We start from the raw sequence: 19,063 nt of genomic DNA, 5'->3' as shown, positions 1-19,063 counted from the left end.
ATTAGGCCTCCTTCTTTCCTTCAATAAGACGCTGCAATGGGCCAACAACCAACAGCACCATAACCATCAGCACCACGGCGAGCGCCGAGGCCAGACCCACACGGCTTTGCTGGAAGGCGAGGCGGTAAACCTGTACGCCAGGCACCATGGTTGAGGTTCCCGGACCTCCCTGGGTTGACATGAACACCACATCGAAGCTGGCGAGCGCGGCAACGATGGTCATGGTGAAGCAGACGCTGATCTGGCCACGCAGACCGGGGATGGTGATGGCAAACAACTGACGCCACCAACCTGCACCATCCAAAGAAGCGGCCTCATAGAGAGACTGATCAATCGCGCCGATGCCGGAGAGCAGAAGCACAATGCAGAAACCAAGCTGCAGCCAGCAGCCAATCACACCGACTGCATTCAATGCAGTGCTCTGATCACCAAGCCAAGTATGTGCGAAACCGCCAAGATGAACCGCTTTAAGCATCTGGTTGACAGTGCCGTTATCCGCAAGCATCCAAGTCCAAGCCACAGCAGCTGCGGCGCCAGGGATAACTCGGGGCAGGAACAGGCAAACTTGGGCGAAGCCCTTGCCCATCTGCGACTTCACGTCTTTAATCAGCGCAGCGATAATCAGGCCGAGGCCAACGGGGATGATGGAGAAGAAGATGATCAGATAGAACGCATGGCCGATGCTGCTGAAAAGTTCGGAATCCGTGAACACACGGATATAGTTGCCGAAGCCCACCCAAGTACTCGCATCAATGCCGTTCCAGTTGTAGAACGAGTACCAAACGGTCTGAATGATTGGCCACAGCTCAAACATCACATAGAACAGCAATGCCGGAAGAATGAACAGGTATCCGCGAATGGCCCGCTTGATCTGTTCCTTACGCTTATTGGCGGCAAGCTTCCCGTCGATTGACGACGCTGCCGGTGCGGATTGTTGATGAGCTGACGAGCGCTCCGCCATACGCTCTCCAGCAAGAAGCTCAGAAGACATTGCCGTCTGCTTTCATGTACCGTTTCGTTTCCACTGGGTGTTTTGCATAGAGGGTGGCCAGTCGGCCCTGTCGAGCCAACCGGCCACTTACACCGTGTATGGTCGATGCCTGGCCATACACGGCAGCTAGTCAAGCAATCGATTACTTGCCAAGCTCGTCCGCGTACTTGGCCTGAATCTCAGCACCGAAGTCGGCCGGCTTGAGCGAGCCATCCACGAGCTCCTGAATGGCCGGAATCAGAGCGTTGGCCTGAATGCCAGCCGTCGAGTTAGAGATATGCGTCGCGGTGTTGCCACCCTTGATGAAAGCCGCATAGGTATCCAGCACAGATTGCATAACCGGATCGTCGCTCTTGGCTTCACCTTCGCCCAGCGGAGCATAACCGTTGTCGATGGCGATCTGACGTGCTTCGTCAGTGGTCAGGAAGTTCAGGAATGCAGCCGCAGCGTTCTTGTGCTTGGCATTGGTGGGAATACCGAACGGAGTGGCACCATCCAGTGCGCCGCCGGCACCCTCGCCTTCGGTCTTCGGCGGCACGGCGATGAATCCGGCATCCTCACCAAGTGCTTCGGACACGGACGACGTATACCAGTTGCCAGCGGGGAAGAACAGGCCCTCACCCTTGGTGAAGCGCGCCAGCGCCGTAGAGGAATCAAGTGCGTTCACGCCATCGGGGAAGTATCCCTTGCTGGCCCAGTCGGCAATGTACTGCGCAGCCTTGGCGGTTCCGTCGGTGTCAATAGTTGCGCCGTCACGCTGCTGCGTCCATGCACGCACCGCATCGACGCCATTCTCATTAATGATCAGTCCGTCGATGAGATGAATAATGCCTGCATCCTTGGAGGAAGCCATCATCGGCTGAACACCCGCATCCTTAGCCTTCTGCAGATCCGTCTCGAACTCGGCCACCGTCTTCGGAGCTTCAGTGATGCCCAGTTGCTTCGCGATCTTCTTGTTCCAGAAGATGCCGGTCATCGTGAAGCCATCCGGCACGGCGTAGAGGTCGCCGCTGCCCAGTTCACCGGAATCCGTGAGACGGTAATTGACGGTCTGGCTGTCCGGAATATTCCAGTCGTATAGCTTGGCATATTCTTCAAGGTCAACGACGTGCTTGCCACGTACGGCCGAACCCATGTCGGTGATGCGCGCCACATCAGGCGTCTCGGACGCAGAGATGACACGCGGACCGTTCTGAGCGCTTACGTTGTCGGGGTCATAAGTGGCCTTGATGGTGATGTTCGGATACTTGGCCTCGAACGCCTTAATCAGGGCATCATCCATAGCCTTAAGACCAGCACCGTCCCAAAGTTTCAGCTCAATCTTCTCATCACCGAGGTCCTTGCTGACCGTTTCAGTGTTTGCATTGGCATTGGAGCTGGAAGCACCCGGGCCGCAGGCGACCAAGGTGGAAGCCATCGCCGTAACGGTGAGCAACGTTGCCACTTTCTTGAGGGAGTTCATTATTGACCTCTTTTCCTTCAACGCTTATGCGTCGTTGTCTTCCTTGACAAACACCAGCTACTCGTGGCCTCCGATTCCCGGAAACCAACTCAGTAGCTAAGCGTTTATGCACAAAAAGCATAAAACAACAATGCTGTTTCTGTCAAACCCGTTCGAGACACGCTGCTTTTTTACAGTTTTTCACAACAAAAAATGTTGGAATTTCAGCGTTTTTTAATCCGACACGCCATATGGAGATCTCTTCGCGTTTCAATAACCAAAGCGCTTAGCTACAATAAGGGCATTGCGTCATTCCGTACCAGTTTTGCAAAGGAGCATTCTTCATGATTCTTAAGCCACAGCAGCAGGTGGAGCGCTGCAAACGAGTAATGAAGGAACGCATCGAACCTCGAATCCACCCGGTACTCAGCCACTGCAACGTGCAGGCGTTCGCCAATCAGGGTGAGCCTGAACCTGCCGACGAGTTCCTCGCCCGGGCAGAACTCGGCGAAGTCCCGTTCGAAAGCGTGCCGTTCGGCGAACCATGGGGTACTTCTTGGGGCACGACATGGTTCAAAGTGCAAGGCCATATTCCCGTCGAGGAGGCTCGCGGACGAGCCATCGAACTCGAAGCTCATCTCGGTTTCCTCGATGGTCCTGTCGGCGGCCAAGTAGAGGGCCTGGTCTACCGTCCAGACGGCACCGTCATCAAAGGCCTTCACCCTCGGAACCATTGGGCTCCTCTCATCTCGGCAGATGGTAAACGCGACGCCGTAATTGACGACAACGGTGATTTCACGTTGTACGTCGAAGGTGCCTACAACCCTATGATCCCGGCATTTCCGCAAACCACTTGGGGTGCCGGCCCCACGGGCCGCGCGGACGTACGATACGAATTCCACGGAATCGATGTATGCGCCTACGAGCATGAACTCGCCGAATATTACATGGATCTTGACGCTGTCAGCATGGCCATCGAACAGGTGGATCATGACTCGCCGCGATATTGGAAGCTCGCCAAAGCGCTGCAACGCTCACTGAACCGATTCGATATGCGCGATCTCAGCACGGTCGCTGCCGCACGACAGGCTTTGGATAAGGCGATCCATACCCCGACCGGCGGCTCAGCGCTGCATCTGGCAGCAATCGGACATGCACACATTGACTCAGCATGGCTGTGGCCCACACGTGAGACGAAACGCAAGGTGGCCCGCACCGTCTCCAACGCGCTTTCCTTGATGGACCAGAACCCCGACTACCTGTATGCCATGAGCTCCGCCCAACAATACGCATGGCTTGAAGAAGCCCACCCCGACCTCTTTGCCCGCATGAAACAACGCATCCAAGAGGGACGATTCATCCCCGTGGGCGCCATGTGGGTGGAGTCCGATGGCATGCTGCCCAGCGGCGAATCCCTGATTCGTCAGATTTCATACGGCAAACGGTATTATCGCGAGCATCTGGGATGCGACACCAAGGTGATTTGGCTGCCAGACAGCTTCGGCTATACCGGCTCATTCCCGCAAATCGCGAAAAGAGCCGGCTATGAATACTTCCTGACGCAGAAAATATCTTGGAACGACACCACGCGGTTGCCTCATCACTCGTTCATGTGGGAGGGCATCGACGGCTCTCGCATCTTCACGCACTTCCCTCCCGCAGACACCTATGGAGCCGAAGTGAGCGCCAAGGAACTGACCTATGCAGAGCATAATTACAAGGACAAGGACATCTCCTCGTCCGGAGCACTGCTGTTCGGTTACGGCGACGGCGGCGGCGGAGTAACCCGCGAGATGGCCGGCCGCGTTACCCGATACCGTGATTTCGATGGCATGCCACACACGGAATATCAAGCGCCTGAAGCATTCTTCAGCGAGCTCAAGCAAGAAATCGCGCGGGAGGCCGGCGACGAATTCCCCGTGTGGAAAGGCGAACTGTATCTGGAACTTCATCGTGCCACGCTTACCGCCCAGCAGGAGATGAAACGCGGCTGCCGCCAGACCGAGTCGCTGTTGCGTACCGCCGAATATCTTGGTCTGCTCGCTTCGCTCGTAGACCAAAAGTACGAGTATCCGCGCACGCAGCTTGACGCCATCTGGAAGACGCTCCTGCTCAACCAGTTCCACGACATTCTTCCCGGCTCGGGAATTGCCTGGCTCTACACGCAAGCACGTGCAGAGTACACGCGCGACATGGAGGCACTGCACAACATCATCGACGCCGCCAACGCTGTGATTCGACGCGCACTTCCAGATGCTCCGGTCATCGGCTCCGGCAAGATCGTCCCGTTCGCCGCGCCGCTTCCGGCGGCAAACGGCGCTTCGCAATGGGCCACCGTTCCCAATGTCTCCGGCAATGCCGACCCCGTCTCCGTGAGGAACGGTTCAGACGGCTCGATCGTGCTCGACAATGGCCTCATGAGCGCCACGATCGAGTCGGATGGCACCATATCGTCGCTATGGGATGCCGTAGCGCAGCGAGAAATCGTACCGTCCGGCACGAGGCTCGGCCGCTACGAGCTGCTGAAGGACGAACCAAGCGTCTTCGACGCATGGGATATCGAGCGTGACGCTTTCCTCACGGCCCATACGCCCACCGGCGGCTATGTTGAATCCGTCGCTACGGAAAAGGACGGCACCGCATCCGTTAACGCTCGTCTCACATTCGGCAGCAGCGCCATCGAAACCACGATCAGCCTACGCCCGGGAATCCGTCAGCTTGATTTCCACGCGCATGTCGCTTGGCACACGCAAGAACAATTCCTCAAAGTTGACATCCCGACAAATATCATCGCAAATCGCGCAACCTATGACTGCCAATACGGCACCATCGAAAGACCCGTGGTCAAAAACACGTTGCGCGACGAAGCGATGTTCGAGAATTGCAGTCATCGGTTCATCCATGTATCCGAACCCGGATATGCGGTCGGCGTGGTGAACGGTTCCACTTATGGATCCGACACCGCTCCCCTGCAATCTGACGGACACGCATGCGGAACCATGGTTCGCCTGTCACTGCTCAGCGGCCCCTGCGCCCCCGACCCCCAAGCCGACCAAGGCGATCATGATTTCAACTGGTCTGTAGTACCTTCCGACGGCATGCTGCCGGCAACCATTGCCGCGGCATATATGCTGAACGCGCCAGCCATTACCGACCTTGTGGCGACACTTCCGCCGGTTGCCCTTGAAATCACCCAAGGCACACCGATTATCGATTGGATGAAGCTGGCGGATGACGGATCCGGCGATCTTATCGTGCGCGTGTACGAAGCTACCGGCGCACCTGCAGCCGCAACGTTGCACGTCAATTCTGATCTACTCGGCCCAGCCACCATCGTTGAGACCAACGAGCTTGAGGAAATCGCACATTACGATGGCGAGCCCGTTGCCCTGGTTACCGACGAGATTCATCCAGACGATGAGCAATACGCCGAAGGCGCGCAATTGGTGTTTGGGCCGTACCAGCTCGCCACGCTCCGGATACATCGTGCTAACTGACAGGTGAAAATAGGAGACGCCTGAACTTATTTTTGTGTGGCGGCCTCAATTGGCCGAGCAACCGAGGCCGCCACACAAATAAGCCAATCGGAATTGCAGGAACATATCAATCCGGTTCGAAGCATAATATTCTAGTACTGGATTTGCCGCCGACGGCAAATCCCTTCTGCACCACTACCGATCGCACAGCGACGTTGAAAGGACCACGATGAAACGCGCAACCATCGCCGATGTGGCAAAACTCGCGGGAGTTTCAACGTTCACCGTATCTCGCGCGTTGCATGGCAGAGAACGCGTTGCTGAATCCACTCGTCAACGTGTCGTCGAAGCCGCCAAAGCACTGAACTACACCACTTCCAAGTCGGCTGCGGCTCTGGCCAACGGCCGCACACAACGTATAGCACTTCTTATCAGCGAGTCACTCAGCTCATCGTTTAACGGACATATTCAAGATGGCCTCTACGATGTTCTGCGCCCCGCCAATTATGACCTTCTGGTATACCGTGCCGGAGGCGACACCGAACGCGCTGATTTCTTCCAGCATCTACCAGCAGACCGTAACGCCGACGCGCTTATCGTATCGTTTTCCGTAACCGACGAAGAACAGCGAACGGTAACATCCATGGGCATGCCAATCGTCACCGTGAACGCATTGAACAATAAATTCACACAAGGCTCGGTCAGCATTGACGATATCAAGGCCGAAGGCGAAGCCGTACGCTATCTTCACGCTCTCGGCCATAAACGTTTTTGCTTCGTCGACAAGCAGGAACATCTGTGGGGCGTGGATCACCGCATTCTCGGATACCGGCAAGCCATCGACGAACTCGGCCTTGAGGACTGCGGCACCCTCACCATCGACAACAATCCATATCGGCCGGCACGCAGAGCCGTCGCACAGCTGCTGGCCATGCCGCAGCGTCCGACAGCCATTTGCGGCTGGTCAGATCAATATGCAGAAGCGATGCTGGTCGAGCTGTTCCGATGCGGAATCCGCGTGCCGGATGAAATCTCGGTAATCGGCTTCGATGCATTCGAACCGTACCGGATGCTCGGGCTCTCTTCTGTGGAACAACCCGCGCGCAGAATTGGTCAAATCGCCGCGGAAAAAGCGTTGGCTCTCATCAACGAAGAAAAGCTCGACGAACCACACACCGTGGTACCTACAACCATCCTTCCCGGCGAAACCACCGGACCATGCCCGGAAGATTCCGACGCCTGAAGTTATGCGTCCTTGATGAATGCTCAATAAATAACGACAGGAACACCCCGCACCCGACACAGGAGTCGTCATGTTTGCATCATTGACCCATACCCAGCCGTTTGTTTCGCGCGCGATCAACGCCGAGAATCCGAACGGCGAGCCCGGCAAAGCCGCCATGGCGGCAAGCGCGCTCGGCCCGTCGCGCAAAGGGTCGCCGTGTCTGCGCAACATCGCGCCCGGCGCAACGGTGACTCTCGCCGATATCGACGGACCGGGCCAGATCACCCATATCTGGTTCACCGTGGATGAAAAAACCACGGACGCCGACTGCTATGTGCTGCGCGATCTGGTGCTGCGCATGTACTGGGATGGAGAGACCGAGCCAAGTGTGGAATGTCCACTGGGTGATTTCTTCTGTTGCGGATTCGGTCGTGCGGCAGTCGTCACGTCCGGTCCGGTGGTGGCGTTGCCGTCGCGCGGCATGAACTGCTATTGGCCGATGCCGTTCCGCCGTCACGCCCGCATCACGGTGGAAAACCAGCACGCCAATCCCATCAAGGACCTGTTCTATCAGATCGATTACCGTCTGTATGACGACGTCGCTTCACTGACCGGCGCGGCCGACGACCTGCTCACCTTCCACGCACAGTGGCGACGTCAACCCATCACCCAGCCTGCGCAGGACTATGTCGTGCTCGACGGCGTGCGCGGCTCCGGTCATTACGTCGGCACTTACCTGGCGCTGACCACACTCGAACGATACTGGTGGGGCGAAGGCGAGTTCAAGTTCTACATCGATTCGGACACCGACTACCCCACCATCTGCAGCACCGGCACCGAGGATTACTTCGGCGGTGCATGGAGTTTCGCCCGGCAGGAGCATGGCCGCACTGTCGAACAGTGCTACAGCACGGAGTTTCTGGGGTACCCGTATTACTCGCAGCACGATCCGCTGATCCACAGCGATTACCATGACGACGTCACTCCGCCGCAGCGTGGCCTCTACCGTTGGCACATCCCCGATCCGATCGTGTTCCGCGAGCGGCTCACCGTCACTGTGCAGCAGATCGGCTCGGCGGCGTGCGGCGCTTTCGAACGTCAGGACGACGTCGCTTCGGTTGCGTATTGGTACCAGAACGAGCCGCACGGCAGCTTCCCGGCGCTGCCCGACGCCCGCGCACGCCGGCCGCGCTGAACTCGGAGCGTACAACAATCATCCTCATATCATCTCAACAGGCGATGCATACCGAGCGAAAACGCGATGTCCGACATCATCAGGGCATACAATGGCGGACATTGCGCGCGGCCGACGAACGGAAGGCCGTGCGGCAAGTCCCGCGTTTGATCGGCTCACGATCGAACGCACGCGAGAATCGAGAGAGAAGTCATGAGCAAGACTGACGCGTCCAAGAAGCCGCGCGAAACCGACGACGTGCCGGTGCCGGCAACGCTGCGCAAATCCCTGAAAAATCGTCATATCCAGCTGATCGCCCTCGGCGGTGCTATCGGCACGGGTCTGTTCTACGGCTCCAGCGAATCCATCGCGCTGGCCGGTCCGTCCATTCTACTGGCCTACCTGATCGGCGGCCTTGCGATCTTCACGATCGTGCGTGCATTGTCCGAAATGTCCGTGGAGGATCCGAAAGCCGGCGCATTCAGCTACTACGCCACCCGGTACTGGTCCAAGCGCGCCGGTTTCATCTCCGGCTGGAACTATTGGTTCAACTACATTCTGGTTTCCATGGTGGAGCTCGCCGTGGTGGGCAGCTTCGTGAACTACTGGTTCCCGGCCATCCCCACTTGGGTTTCGGCGGCTGTGTTCCTGGTTTTGATTACCGCCGCGAACCTGCTCGGCGTCTCCAAGTTCGGTGAATTCGAATTCTGGTTCGCGATCATCAAGATCGTGGCCGTGATCGCCATGATCTTGGGCGGTCTTGCGGTGATCATCTTCGCCCTGCCTACCGCTTCCGGCATCAAGGCAAGCTTCGCCAACTGGTTCACTGTAGGCGACGGCTTCTTCCCGAACGGTCTGATGGGTCAGGCTTCCGACGGCTCCTGGACCGGCCTCTTGATGGCTCTGGTCGTGGTGATGTTCAGCTTCGGCGGCACCGAGCTCATCGGCATCACCGCCGGTGAGACCGAAGACCCGCGCACCACGATTCCGCGCGCCACCAACGACATCATCTGGCGAATCCTCGTCTTCTACATCGGCGCTCTGGGCGTGATCATGGCCGTGGTGCCGTGGAACACCATCGATGGCCAGTCGAGCCCGTTCGTGCAGATCTTCGATTCCGTGGGCATTCACGCAGCCGCCGGCATTCTGAACTTCGTGTGCCTGACCGCCGTGATGAGCGTCTACAACTCCGGTCTGTACGCCAACTCCCGCATGCTGTACTCGCTGGCCAAGCAGGGCAATGCGCCCGCATACTTGGGCCGCCTGAACTCGAAGGGTGTGCCGGTCGCCGGCGTATTGACTTCCGCTGTGATTACGGCGATTGCCGTGGTCGTGGTGTTCGTGTGGCCGCAGTTCGCGTTCAATTATCTGATGTCGATCGCCACGATCGCCGGCATCATCAACTGGACGATGATTATGTTCACCGAGATGAAGTTCCGCAAGGTGGTTGCCGCGGGCGGCGCTCCGGAAGATACCGAGCTGTCCGGTAAGTCCGGTCAGGCGGCGCTGGATGCGATTCACTTCAAGCTGCCGTTCGCCAAGGTGACCCCGTGGGTGGTGCTCGCGTTCTTGGCTTTGGTCGTTGTGCTGATGTGCTTCTCCGCCAGCTACCGTATCGCCGTGATCGCCGGCGTGATCTGGCTCGCCATCCTCTTCGTGGCCTACCAGCTCACCCAAGCCAAGAAGTGATTACGCCTTCAGGCTGATTCGCCCTTTCCGCTCCCCTCGCGAACGAATGGCCCCTCGCGAACGAATGGTTCCTCGCGAACGGATGGTTCCGCCCCCTCTCTCTCGCGAATATGTACCACTGAATTGGTGCCAGTGAGTCATATTCGCGCAATGACTGGGATCATTGCGCGAATAGCTGGGAATAGTTGGAACTCTCTCGAATAGCTGGAGTCTTTCGTCGCGAATATGTACCGCTTAGCGTGTCTCAGTGGTACATATTCGCGACGAAAAACCTCACCTCTGCGAGGAGAGACGAGGTGAGACGAAGAGGGAGAGAAACGAACTCGTCCTCTCCCGAATATGTTCCACTCACCAATTGTCAGTGGAATATATTCGCAGGGCGGAAACAGCTGAAACAGCTGAAGCAGCCAAGACAACCACAGCAACCAAACGACCGAAACGAAAAATCCGGTGATTATCGGCTTATGATCACCGGTTTTTTGGTACTCCGGCTCGAATGAGTTTGGACTCAAGCCTCCAAGGCGACGTAAGGTCTTCGAAAACGATGTGAACCACCACCGTTATCCCTTGCTCCTTCAAGTCCTGCTCACGTCGGCGTTCGTACTCCATTTTGGCTTGCAAACTGGCACGATACCGATTGCTGGTATCGGCGTATTTTTCCATACCATCAAACTCCGCCACGATAATTCGGCCATCCGCCAGTTTCCAGCAAAAATCAACCCGATAAGGCATTGCCGGATTACCGGGATTATCGAATTCCACCTGCAGTAACGGTATTGCGAAATTCCGATCTACGATGCAGCCTCGCATCATAGACTCGCCACCATTTTCACTTCGAGGATCCACGTACTGCAACAATTTGTTGACCAGTTGCTCAGGGCAAATACTCTGCGCCGCTAGCGAGCGCACCTCATCAACCGTCGTCAATGACTTTCGCATAGCGGAATCGAATAGCGCTAAAGCCAGGGGAAACTCAAAACCAGAACAATCGAGCAACATTCGAGCCGGTGAAGTAAGCAGTATCCCCTCCCGCTCGTACGCCACGATCTGATTCATATAAATGCGGTTGAGATGGAACTCGTCTTTTCGGCTCGCTCCACTACGGGAGACAATATATACGGCCCCATCGTGCAATGTGTAAGAATGCTCCACACCATAGAGGCAGGCCGCACTGAGCCCTGTAAAAACCCACTGAGGATGAAGTTTTGCGAGCGCCCGAATGGTATGAAGGGACCGTTGCTCGTTATTCAAATCATTCCAATATCCCCGATCGGCGTAAAGATTGCAGTATGGGGAAATCAGTTCACCGCTGCGACGCCGGCGCAATAACGCCTGACGCTGCGCACGAGTTCTCCCGTATACGCAACGTCCTTCTTGTTCCGCCGCTCTCAGCATTGAGAACACCTCATTGTGCTTTTTCATATCGCAACACTAAAAGCCACAGATTCGAAGGCGCAAGCCCAACCAATAGATGTGGATACTGTGACGCACAAACTACCGATGTGGATAACTTCTTTTGATTATCCCAATTGTGGATATCCTTGCCATCTCACCGAGTTCGCTATCCATCCATTCGCTACTCATCCACTCACTGCAACACCCATCCACTCACTGCAATACGTCACCATTCTCCTTTCCCCACTCGCGAATATGTACCGCTCAGCCACGTTCAGTGGTACATATTCGCAAGGGGACGGATGGAGGCCTCCTCCCACCTTCCCTCTCCTCCTCCACCTCCCAACCTCGCGAAAATGACTCTCTAACGGTGTATCAGCGGTACATATTCGCGGGGAGAGGGAGGAAAGAGCGGTTGCGATATTGGCTCAGCGCTTGAGATCGTTGGCGCAGCGCAACACGTTCGGTGCCGCGAACGCTGCCGGATCGAGGCCGTCGGCCGCCGTGATATGCCACGCCACCGCTTCACCGGGCAGCAACGTGACCATGCCGCCGTCGATCGTCGCGTCTTCATCGACCTTGTCGACCATACAGAACACGTCGCGAACGTACGCATGCGCCGTCACCGTCAGCTCGTATAACCGTCACCCACAGCGGCAACTCTTGCGTCGAGCGGCGTACGGTCGAGCCGCTGATCGATCACGTCGGCCGGGTTGTAGATCACGCGCGCGAATCCGCCAGCAACCGCACCGCCGTCACCACCAGCCGCAACCGGCGTCGCAACGAGCATCTCACGCGACGCATCGCCGAACGTTGCAACCGCTTCATCAAGCGCCAGCGTCACATGCCCCGGCTCGCCGGCTGCGAACGTCACGTCGAACGACTGCGACGCAAGCACCGTGCCGTCGAAATCACGACGTTCCACGGTCCACGTGCCGACCCACGCCGCAAGCGTATCGTTCGCGATTACCAGCGCAAGATGATCGGCCGCGACCCGCCGCACAAACGCCACAAATACCGTAGCTCCCCTGCGCCGTCAAGACATATGCGCTACTAAATCGGTTTATCGATCGCCGTCACTACTCTGGATATCGTCATCATGCAGTGACGCAACTTTCATGAGGAGAGTCGATGTCAAAACCGACCATCGAGCACAACATCACCGACGATATGCCCAACATCACCTCGCCCACAGCCGACAATCCCGAGTCGCACACCAGCGACGATCAAAATTGGGCCGATTCCGTACCGCCGGACACCCCATGGTCGTTCACCGAATACATCAACACCTATCGCAAGAACGCCGGACACCCCGTCCACATCCTGCTGAGCTTCTTCCACGGCTCCGGCAAACAGCTCACCATCTCCACTCTTGCGCTGATCGCCAAGCAGTCGCCGTGCTGGGTGCTGCCGATCGCCACCAGCAACATCATCAACATCATCACGTACCGCGACCAGCACAACCTGAGCGAGCTGTGGATCAACCTCACCGTGGCGCTCGTGTTCATCCTGCAAAACGTGTTGAGCACATGGACCGTAGCGCTGCAGTTCGGCCGCATCAACCGCAATATCGAACGCAAGCTGCGCGGCAGCCTCATCGTCAAGCTGCAGCAGCTGTCGATTCGCTTCCATAACGAGACGCAATCCGGGCGGTTGCTGTCCAAAGTGATGCGTGACGTCGAAAACGTCGAGGTACTGATCGACCAGACCTATCGCAGTTTTCCGATTATCGCGCTGGACATCACCATCGCGGTTGTCGTCACCGCACTGCACAGCCCGACCGTGCTGCTGTTCTTCGTACTCACCGTGCCGACGACGGTGATCGCGATTTACTGCTTCCGCAGACCGATCCGCGAGTCGAACCATGATTTCCGCTCGCAGATGGAACAGACGCAGGCGGCCGTCGCCGAGATGATTGAAATGATTCCGGTCACCCGCGCGCACGGACTGCAGCACGCCGAGATCGACCATATGAGCAAGCGGCTCAACCACATTCACGACACCGGCCTCCGCCTCGACGTGGTCAACGCGTTGTTCGGCTCGACGGGCTGGGTTATCTTCCAGGTGTTCCAGCTCGGCTGTCTTGCGTTCACGTCGTATCTCGCGTTGCATGGACGCATCCAGATCGGTGACGTGGTGCTGTTCCAAACGTATTTCGCGCAGATCGTCAACTCCATTTCGTCGCTGATCAACCTGTACCCGGTGCTCACCAAAGGTATGGAATCGGTGTCGTCGATCGGCGAGATTCTGCAGGCCGACGATGTGGAGCGCAACACGCGTGACGTGGAGCCGGAGCGGCTGCGCGGCGATGTGGAGTTCCGCCATGTGGACTTCCGGTACAGTCCGGAATACCCGAAAGTGCTGCACGACTTTTCGCTGCACGTGCCGGCCGGCCAATCGCTTGCGTTCGTGGGCGATTCCGGGTCCGGCAAGTCAACGCTGCTCAAACTGCTGATCGGATTCGGCGTGCCTGAAGCCGGGTCGGTGCTGGTGGACGGCATCGACTTGAAGGAGATGGATCTCGACGCCTATCGTCGGCAGATCGCGGTGGTGCCGCAGAACACGATTCTGTTCTCGGGTACGTTGCGCGACAATATCATCTACGGACTCGGCGATGTGGATGACTCCGAAGTCGAACGGGTCGTGCGGGAAGTCGGGCTTGACGATGTGGTCGCCGAGCTGCCGAACGGCTTGGATACCCAGCTCGGCGAGCATGGCGGCACGCTTTCGGGCGGCCAGCGGCAACGAATCGCGATTGCACGAGCGCTGATTCGTCACCCGCGCATCATCATCTTCGACGAGGCGACGAGCGCGCTTGATTCGGCGTCCGAACGTAAGGTGCAGGACGCCATCGACCACATGATGGGCCAGTGCACGACGTTCATGGTGGCGCATCGTCTGTCTACGATCCGCAACGCAGACCGCATTGTGGTGATGGAACATGGGCAGGCCGTCGAGGAAGGTACGTACGACGAGCTTATGGCCGCACGCGGCAAGTTCTACCAGCTCAAGACCATGCAGGCGTAGAGCGGCGAGCGCACCGTCGTCCCGATTCGTCTCGTCGCCTCCTCTTTTTCTCTTTTCTCTTTTCTCTTTTCTCTGCGAATATGTACCACTGACATCGACTCAGCGATACATATTCGGGAGATTAGATCGTCAACTTGGATCATCAGCAATTATCACCATTCCGGCTTTCCTTTACCGTTATCTTCCCGAATATGTACCGCTCAGCAACCGTCAGCGGCACATATTCGCGAAGGGAAATCTCCCTTTTTGGAAGTTTGCCTCCCAGAAGTTCGCTCCCTAAAAGGTCGGATCTCTCTTTCCCGAATATGTACCACTGACATCGACTCAGCGATACATATTCGCGAGCCAAGGAGATTCGAGAGCCGGGAACTTGGGGTCACAACGATATGGGAACAGCGGAATAGGGTCGAAACACGCGCTCGGTGACGGGGATGTGGAGCATCAACATGGTGCCGTAGCCCAGAATCACCACAAGGAACAGTCCCGACGGCATCACGAACCAGCAGCCGACCACCAGCGCCACGAACACGACATCCACCGCTACCAACGCGGTCGTCGCAACAATATGGGAGACACCGAAGATAAAGGCGTTCTTCAACGTGCCGACCACTGTGTTCTCAAAGCGCGCCTGAAGCGCGAACACCCATTCGAAGCCGATAATCCAGAGTATGCTCAACGCGAATTTCGGAATGAGCAACGGCGTGATCTGCAAGACGACCCACGCGTATGCCAGTCCGATGAACACCGCAAGAAACGGCAGCCATAACAGCGTGGATTGAGCGAAATTGACCTTGAACGCCTTGCAATAGTTAGCGAAGACGCCGCGGCCTTCGCCCTCCTCGGACCGACGGCAGGCATCGTGGCCGGCGGTGATTGCCGCGCCGATCGTGATGATCGGCAGCGACGTGACCAGCATCAGGAGATTGATGAGCACGCCGTCCACCAGATTGGTCCAAGCGCGCATGAACGTGGAGTCAGGCGCCAGCCAGTTCACGGAAATCACACTCCTCTCCCCTGTTTCTCGCCCTGTTTTTCTGGAGAAACGTACGCTGACGGTCGCTCAGCGTACGTTTGTCCAGAACAGGGGTGATTTGCTCTGGAGGAACGTACGCTGAGTTGTGGTCAACGTACGTTTGTCCAAATGATGACTGCTGATCAGCCGCTAAGCCTTAACTGCTCCGCCTACGGCCCTGCAATTACGGACCGGCTCTACGAGCCGGACCCAGACATACCTTCGCTCGGCTATCGCCTCGCTCAGGCTGGAGCTTGCTGGAAGCCCACCTGGCTTCCAGCCAAGGGTTAACGGCACTGGCCGTTAACCCTTTACAGCTCCAGCCATAACCCCGCTCACGATGTACTTCTGGCATACGAGATAGAAGACGATGATGGGGATGATCGCCAGAACCAGACAGGCCATCATGGCACCCATATCTACCGAGCCGTAGCCACCCTTCAGATACTGCACAGCGACCGAGATGGTCTTGTACTTGCCCAGATCGAGGGTCAGATACGGCAGCAGGTAGTCGTTCCAGATCCACATGGCTTCAAGAATGGCCACCGATACGATCGACGGTTTCATAATCGGCACTACGATCTGGAAGAAGATGCGTGGTACGGACGCACCATCGATCATGGCCGCTTCCTCCAGTTCGGCGGGGATGCCTTTGATCACGCCGGTGAAGATGAACACCGCCAAACCGGCACCGAAGCCGAGGTACACGATGCACAGGCCCCACGGGGTGTTGAGCTTCAACATATCGGCGATCTTGGAAAGCGTGAACATCACCATCTGGAACGGCACGATCATGTTGAACAGGAACAACGTGTAGAGCAGCTTGGCCGCCCAGTTGTTCACGCGCACGATCCACCATGCGCACATCGAGGTACACACCAGAATCAGCGCCACCGAGCCCACGGTGATCAGCAGCGTCCAGCCGAAGGACGCGAAGAACTGCGTGGTCTCAACACCGCGCGTATAGTTCTCCAATCCTACGAACGCCTTGCCGGCAGGCAATGAGAACGCATTCTTGGAGATATATGCCTTCTGTTTGAAGGAGTTGATCACCACCAAAACAATCGGGAAAATCCAGAAGAGAGAAACGACGGTAAACAGCGCGGTCCACACCGGACCATGCTTGACGGGCTTGTTCTCGTTCATCAGGCTGCCACCTCCTTGCTTGTCGTGAGCTTGTTCTGAATCAGCGCGATCACCGCCACCAGAATGAAGAACAGCACAGCCTTCGCTTGGCCGACGCCTTCCCATCCCATACGCCCGTAGAAGGTGCGGGTGATGTTCAACGCCAGGCCTTCGGACATGTTGCTCGGGGCGCCGTTGGTCAATGCGAGGTTCTGGTCGTAGAGTTTGAAACCGTTGGTCACCGTGAGGAAGGAGCACACGGTGATGGACGGCATCATCAGCGGAATGATGATGCGGAACATGGTCTGACGCCCGTTGGCGCCATCCACGGCGGCGGCCTCCAGAACGTCGGTGGGCAACGCCTGCAGTCCGGCGATATAGATGATCATCATGTAGCCGATCTGCTGCCAGCACACCAGAATGACCAAGCCCCAGAAGCCGTAGGAGGCCTTATAGGTCAGGGCGCGCCCCCAATGGGCGAGCACGCCGTTCAACAGCAACAGCCAGATGTAGCCCAGAATGATGCCGCCGATCAGATTCGGCATGAAGAACACCGAGCGGAACAGCGTGGAGCCCTTGATGGCCTTGGTCAGCATGTAGGCGATGGCGAACGCCACCACGTTGATCACGATGGTGGTCACGATGGTGAAGGCCGTGGAGAAGCCAAGCGCGTGCAAGAATTCCTTGTCTTTCAACGCTTTGCTGTAGTTCTTGAGCCCCACCCATTCGCCGTCGGTGACCGTGGTGAACTCGCAGAAACTCAGGTACACGCCCATGATGAACGGCACCAGAAAACCTATGATGAACGCGGCGAACGTTGGCAGCGCGAACAGCGCCCACCATCTACGTATCGCCTTACCAGCCATGTTGATCATGACTCTTTCCTCCTCCTTGAGTCCGCAGCACTACATCGTGCGCCGTAACGGACATCGGCTATGCCAACCACCCATGCGAGCCGGATGTACAAGCTCGTTTTCGTTCGGCCTACGCTCATGGTAAACGTCGGCAACAAGAATGTCAAACGTTGTCATTTATTGCGTTTCACACAGCGTAAAGCATTAATTGCAGTCAGCGTTTTCTGGTAATAAATCGGCTTTATTCCAATACTTTAATGTTGCCAAATCCCTTGTTGCAAACGTTTGTAATACAATCGTTGTCATCGTCGCAGTCCCATAGCAGCACCTGTATACTGAACCACAGGTTTTCCTGTTGTCGCCCGCGGTATACAAAAGGATCAGCATGTCTACGAGCATCCAAGACGTCGCCGAGAAGGCAGGCGTCTCCATCTCCACCGTCTCCCGCTCCTTCACCCGACCGGATTTGGTCTCGGCCAAAACTCGCGAACGGGTGCTCGCCATTGCCGACGAACTTAACTTCTCGCTCTTCCGCTCGGCCGCGGCCCTGAAATCGGGCCGTTCGCTGCGCGTCGCCGTGCTGATGAGCGGCCATATCCGACTGTGGTTCACCGCCTCGGTGATCGAAGGCTTGAACGAGGTGCTGCACGCCGAGGGGTACGATATTTCGATTTTCCAGATTTCCAGCATCGAGGAGCGGCGCAACTTCTTTGAGATGCTGCCCGTACGCCGTAACGCCGACGCCGTCATCGTCGTGTCTTTCGATATCGACAGCAAGGAGATCGCCCAGCTGTCGTCGGTGGGTGTGCCGATCATCGGCATCAACACGGCCGAATCCGAACAGCACGGATTCGCGGCGGCCGTCAACATCGACGACCATCAGGGCTCCACGCTGGCCGCACGTCACCTGATGAACCTTGGCCATCGCAACATCGCCTACATCCGAACCGACCGTGAGGTCTCGCTGAGTTTCTCGGTGGGAGGGCGATTCGACATGTTCATGGACACCTGCCGCAAGGAAGGCGTCGAGCCACAGGTCATCGTCTGCAAGGTCGATTCGGATGGCCGCTATCAGATCAGTGATGTGGTCACCCAGCTGATGAGTTTGGAAACCATGCCCACCGCCATCGCCTGCCAGGAGGACGGCATCGCATTGCCGCTGCTATTCCAGCTTGAACGCAACGGATTCTCAGTGCCCGGAGACATTTCGGTGATCGGCTACGACGACAGTTTCTACACCGACGACATCGGACTGACCACCATCCGTCAGAACCCGGTGGACATGGCGCGTATCGCCGCGCACATGACGCTTGATCTCATCGAAGGGAAACCGGTTCACGAACCGTTCCGCACCCTTCCGGCGCAGTTGACGGTCCGCGCCTCCACATCGCGCGTCCGCTGACTGGGCTGTGATTAACCGGTCGAGCCGAAGCAACCTAGATCATCTCCCCCCAGCCCAAGGCGACCTAGGTCGCCCCCCGTCCAAACCCAAGGCTGATTTAAATCAACACGAAACAACCTAAATCACCCCAACCCGAGACGCATACACAACAACCTGACGCACCCCTCCCAACACTCACCACCACCCTGCACTCCACCCCACCCCCCACAAACCACCAGCACACACGCCGACCACTCAACCACACAAACACCC

At 57.2% G+C, this 19,063-nt stretch carries 14 protein-coding genes; 6 read left to right on the top strand and 8 right to left on the bottom strand.

What is annotated here, in order from left to right; translation table 11 throughout:
* Position 1: 1 nt before the first annotated feature.
* A complete protein-coding gene (locus tag G1C97_RS06695) occupies positions 2-814 on the bottom strand; it encodes a carbohydrate ABC transporter permease (RefSeq protein ID WP_240951050.1) in 813 nt (270 codons plus the stop codon).
* A 319-nt stretch (positions 815-1,133) separates the two neighbouring features.
* Complete coding sequence (locus tag G1C97_RS06690; protein ID WP_169241110.1) at positions 1,134-2,453, bottom strand: ABC transporter substrate-binding protein; 1,320 nt, start codon at positions 2,451-2,453, stop codon at positions 1,134-1,136.
* A gap of 323 nt (positions 2,454-2,776) precedes the next feature.
* On the opposite strand from G1C97_RS06690, the gene G1C97_RS06685 reads away from it, so the two are divergent.
* From G1C97_RS06685 to G1C97_RS06670, 4 genes are all read left to right on the top strand, one after another.
* Positions 2,777-5,929, top strand: a complete 3,153-nt coding sequence (locus G1C97_RS06685; RefSeq protein ID WP_169241109.1) for an alpha-mannosidase — start codon at positions 2,777-2,779, stop codon at positions 5,927-5,929.
* A gap of 208 nt (positions 5,930-6,137) precedes the next feature.
* The gene (locus tag G1C97_RS06680) at positions 6,138-7,151 is read left to right on the top strand and encodes a LacI family DNA-binding transcriptional regulator (protein ID WP_100496860.1); all 1,014 of its coding nucleotides are present in this window, start codon (positions 6,138-6,140) and stop codon (positions 7,149-7,151) included.
* 70 nt (positions 7,152-7,221) lie between these two features.
* On the top strand, positions 7,222-8,328 hold the full coding sequence (locus G1C97_RS06675) for a glycoside hydrolase family 172 protein (RefSeq protein WP_100496859.1): 1,107 nt from the start codon (positions 7,222-7,224) through the stop codon (positions 8,326-8,328).
* A 192-nt stretch (positions 8,329-8,520) separates the two neighbouring features.
* Positions 8,521-9,996, top strand: coding sequence for an amino acid permease (locus G1C97_RS06670; protein WP_169241108.1), 1,476 nt, complete (start codon positions 8,521-8,523; stop codon positions 9,994-9,996).
* A gap of 468 nt (positions 9,997-10,464) precedes the next feature.
* Here the strand turns inward: G1C97_RS06670 and G1C97_RS06665 are convergent, their stop codons facing one another.
* The 3 genes from G1C97_RS06665 to G1C97_RS06655 form a co-directional block, all read right to left on the bottom strand.
* A complete protein-coding gene (locus tag G1C97_RS06665; protein WP_169241107.1) occupies positions 10,465-11,418 on the bottom strand; it encodes a hypothetical protein in 954 nt (317 codons plus the stop codon).
* 401 nt (positions 11,419-11,819) lie between these two features.
* Complete coding sequence (locus G1C97_RS06660; protein ID WP_169241106.1) at positions 11,820-11,981, bottom strand: hypothetical protein; 162 nt, start codon at positions 11,979-11,981, stop codon at positions 11,820-11,822.
* A 38-nt stretch (positions 11,982-12,019) separates the two neighbouring features.
* Positions 12,020-12,403: a hypothetical protein gene (locus G1C97_RS06655; RefSeq protein WP_169241105.1), complete on the bottom strand. Its 384-nt coding sequence runs from the start codon at positions 12,401-12,403 to the stop codon at positions 12,020-12,022.
* Between the two features lie 119 nt (positions 12,404-12,522).
* Here G1C97_RS06655 and G1C97_RS06650 point away from each other — a divergent pair, with 119 nt between their 5' ends.
* Positions 12,523-14,418, top strand: a complete 1,896-nt coding sequence (locus tag G1C97_RS06650) for an ABC transporter ATP-binding protein (RefSeq protein ID WP_205832554.1) — start codon at positions 12,523-12,525, stop codon at positions 14,416-14,418.
* Positions 14,419-14,794: 376 nt separating this feature from the next.
* Here the strand turns inward: G1C97_RS06650 and G1C97_RS06645 are convergent, their stop codons facing one another.
* The 3 genes from G1C97_RS06645 to G1C97_RS06635 form a co-directional block, all read right to left on the bottom strand.
* The gene (locus G1C97_RS06645; protein WP_169241212.1) at positions 14,795-15,412 is read right to left on the bottom strand and encodes a DUF624 domain-containing protein; all 618 of its coding nucleotides are present in this window, start codon (positions 15,410-15,412) and stop codon (positions 14,795-14,797) included.
* A 321-nt stretch (positions 15,413-15,733) separates the two neighbouring features.
* Positions 15,734-16,576 carry a carbohydrate ABC transporter permease gene (locus G1C97_RS06640; RefSeq protein ID WP_100496853.1) on the bottom strand — a complete coding sequence of 281 codons (843 nt, stop codon included), beginning with the start codon at positions 16,574-16,576 and terminating at the stop codon, positions 15,734-15,736.
* Positions 16,576-17,430: a carbohydrate ABC transporter permease gene (locus G1C97_RS06635; protein WP_100496852.1), complete on the bottom strand. Its 855-nt coding sequence runs from the start codon at positions 17,428-17,430 to the stop codon at positions 16,576-16,578. Before G1C97_RS06635 ends, G1C97_RS06640 begins: the two co-directional genes overlap by 1 nt.
* 364 nt (positions 17,431-17,794) lie before the next feature.
* Between G1C97_RS06635 and G1C97_RS06630 the strand changes: the two genes are divergently transcribed.
* Entirely contained in the window at positions 17,795-18,811 is a 1,017-nt protein-coding gene (locus tag G1C97_RS06630) for a LacI family DNA-binding transcriptional regulator (protein ID WP_169241104.1), read from the top strand.
* Positions 18,812-19,063 lie beyond the last annotated feature (252 nt).

Source organism: Bifidobacterium olomucense (assembly GCF_012932375.1).
Lineage (GTDB): Bacteria > Actinomycetota > Actinomycetes > Actinomycetales > Bifidobacteriaceae > Bifidobacterium > Bifidobacterium olomucense.
The sequence above is the reverse complement of the archived record's forward strand: the minus strand, read 5'-3'. Positions and strand labels throughout refer to the sequence as shown.

Bases quoted from the DNA above. Each gene is read 5' to 3' on its own strand.
- G1C97_RS06695 (WP_240951050.1), bottom strand. From the start codon at position 814: ATGTTTGAGCTGTGGCCAATCATTCAGACCGTTTGGTACTCGTTCTAC.
- G1C97_RS06690 (WP_169241110.1), bottom strand. From the start codon at position 2,453: ATGAACTCCCTCAAGAAAGTGGCAACGTTGCTCACCGTTACGGCGATG.
- G1C97_RS06685 (WP_169241109.1), top strand. From the start codon at position 2,777: ATGATTCTTAAGCCACAGCAGCAGGTGGAGCGCTGCAAACGAGTAATG.
- G1C97_RS06680 (WP_100496860.1), top strand. From the start codon at position 6,138: ATGAAACGCGCAACCATCGCCGATGTGGCAAAACTCGCGGGAGTTTCA.
- G1C97_RS06675 (WP_100496859.1), top strand. From the start codon at position 7,222: ATGTTTGCATCATTGACCCATACCCAGCCGTTTGTTTCGCGCGCGATC.
- G1C97_RS06670 (WP_169241108.1), top strand. From the start codon at position 8,521: ATGAGCAAGACTGACGCGTCCAAGAAGCCGCGCGAAACCGACGACGTG.
- G1C97_RS06665 (WP_169241107.1), bottom strand. From the start codon at position 11,418: ATGAAAAAGCACAATGAGGTGTTCTCAATGCTGAGAGCGGCGGAACAA.
- G1C97_RS06660 (WP_169241106.1), bottom strand. From the start codon at position 11,981: ATGGTCGACAAGGTCGATGAAGACGCGACGATCGACGGCGGCATGGTC.
- G1C97_RS06650 (WP_205832554.1), top strand. From the start codon at position 12,523: ATGTCAAAACCGACCATCGAGCACAACATCACCGACGATATGCCCAAC.
- G1C97_RS06640 (WP_100496853.1), bottom strand. From the start codon at position 16,576: ATGAACGAGAACAAGCCCGTCAAGCATGGTCCGGTGTGGACCGCGCTG.
- G1C97_RS06635 (WP_100496852.1), bottom strand. From the start codon at position 17,430: ATGATCAACATGGCTGGTAAGGCGATACGTAGATGGTGGGCGCTGTTC.
- G1C97_RS06630 (WP_169241104.1), top strand. From the start codon at position 17,795: ATGTCTACGAGCATCCAAGACGTCGCCGAGAAGGCAGGCGTCTCCATC.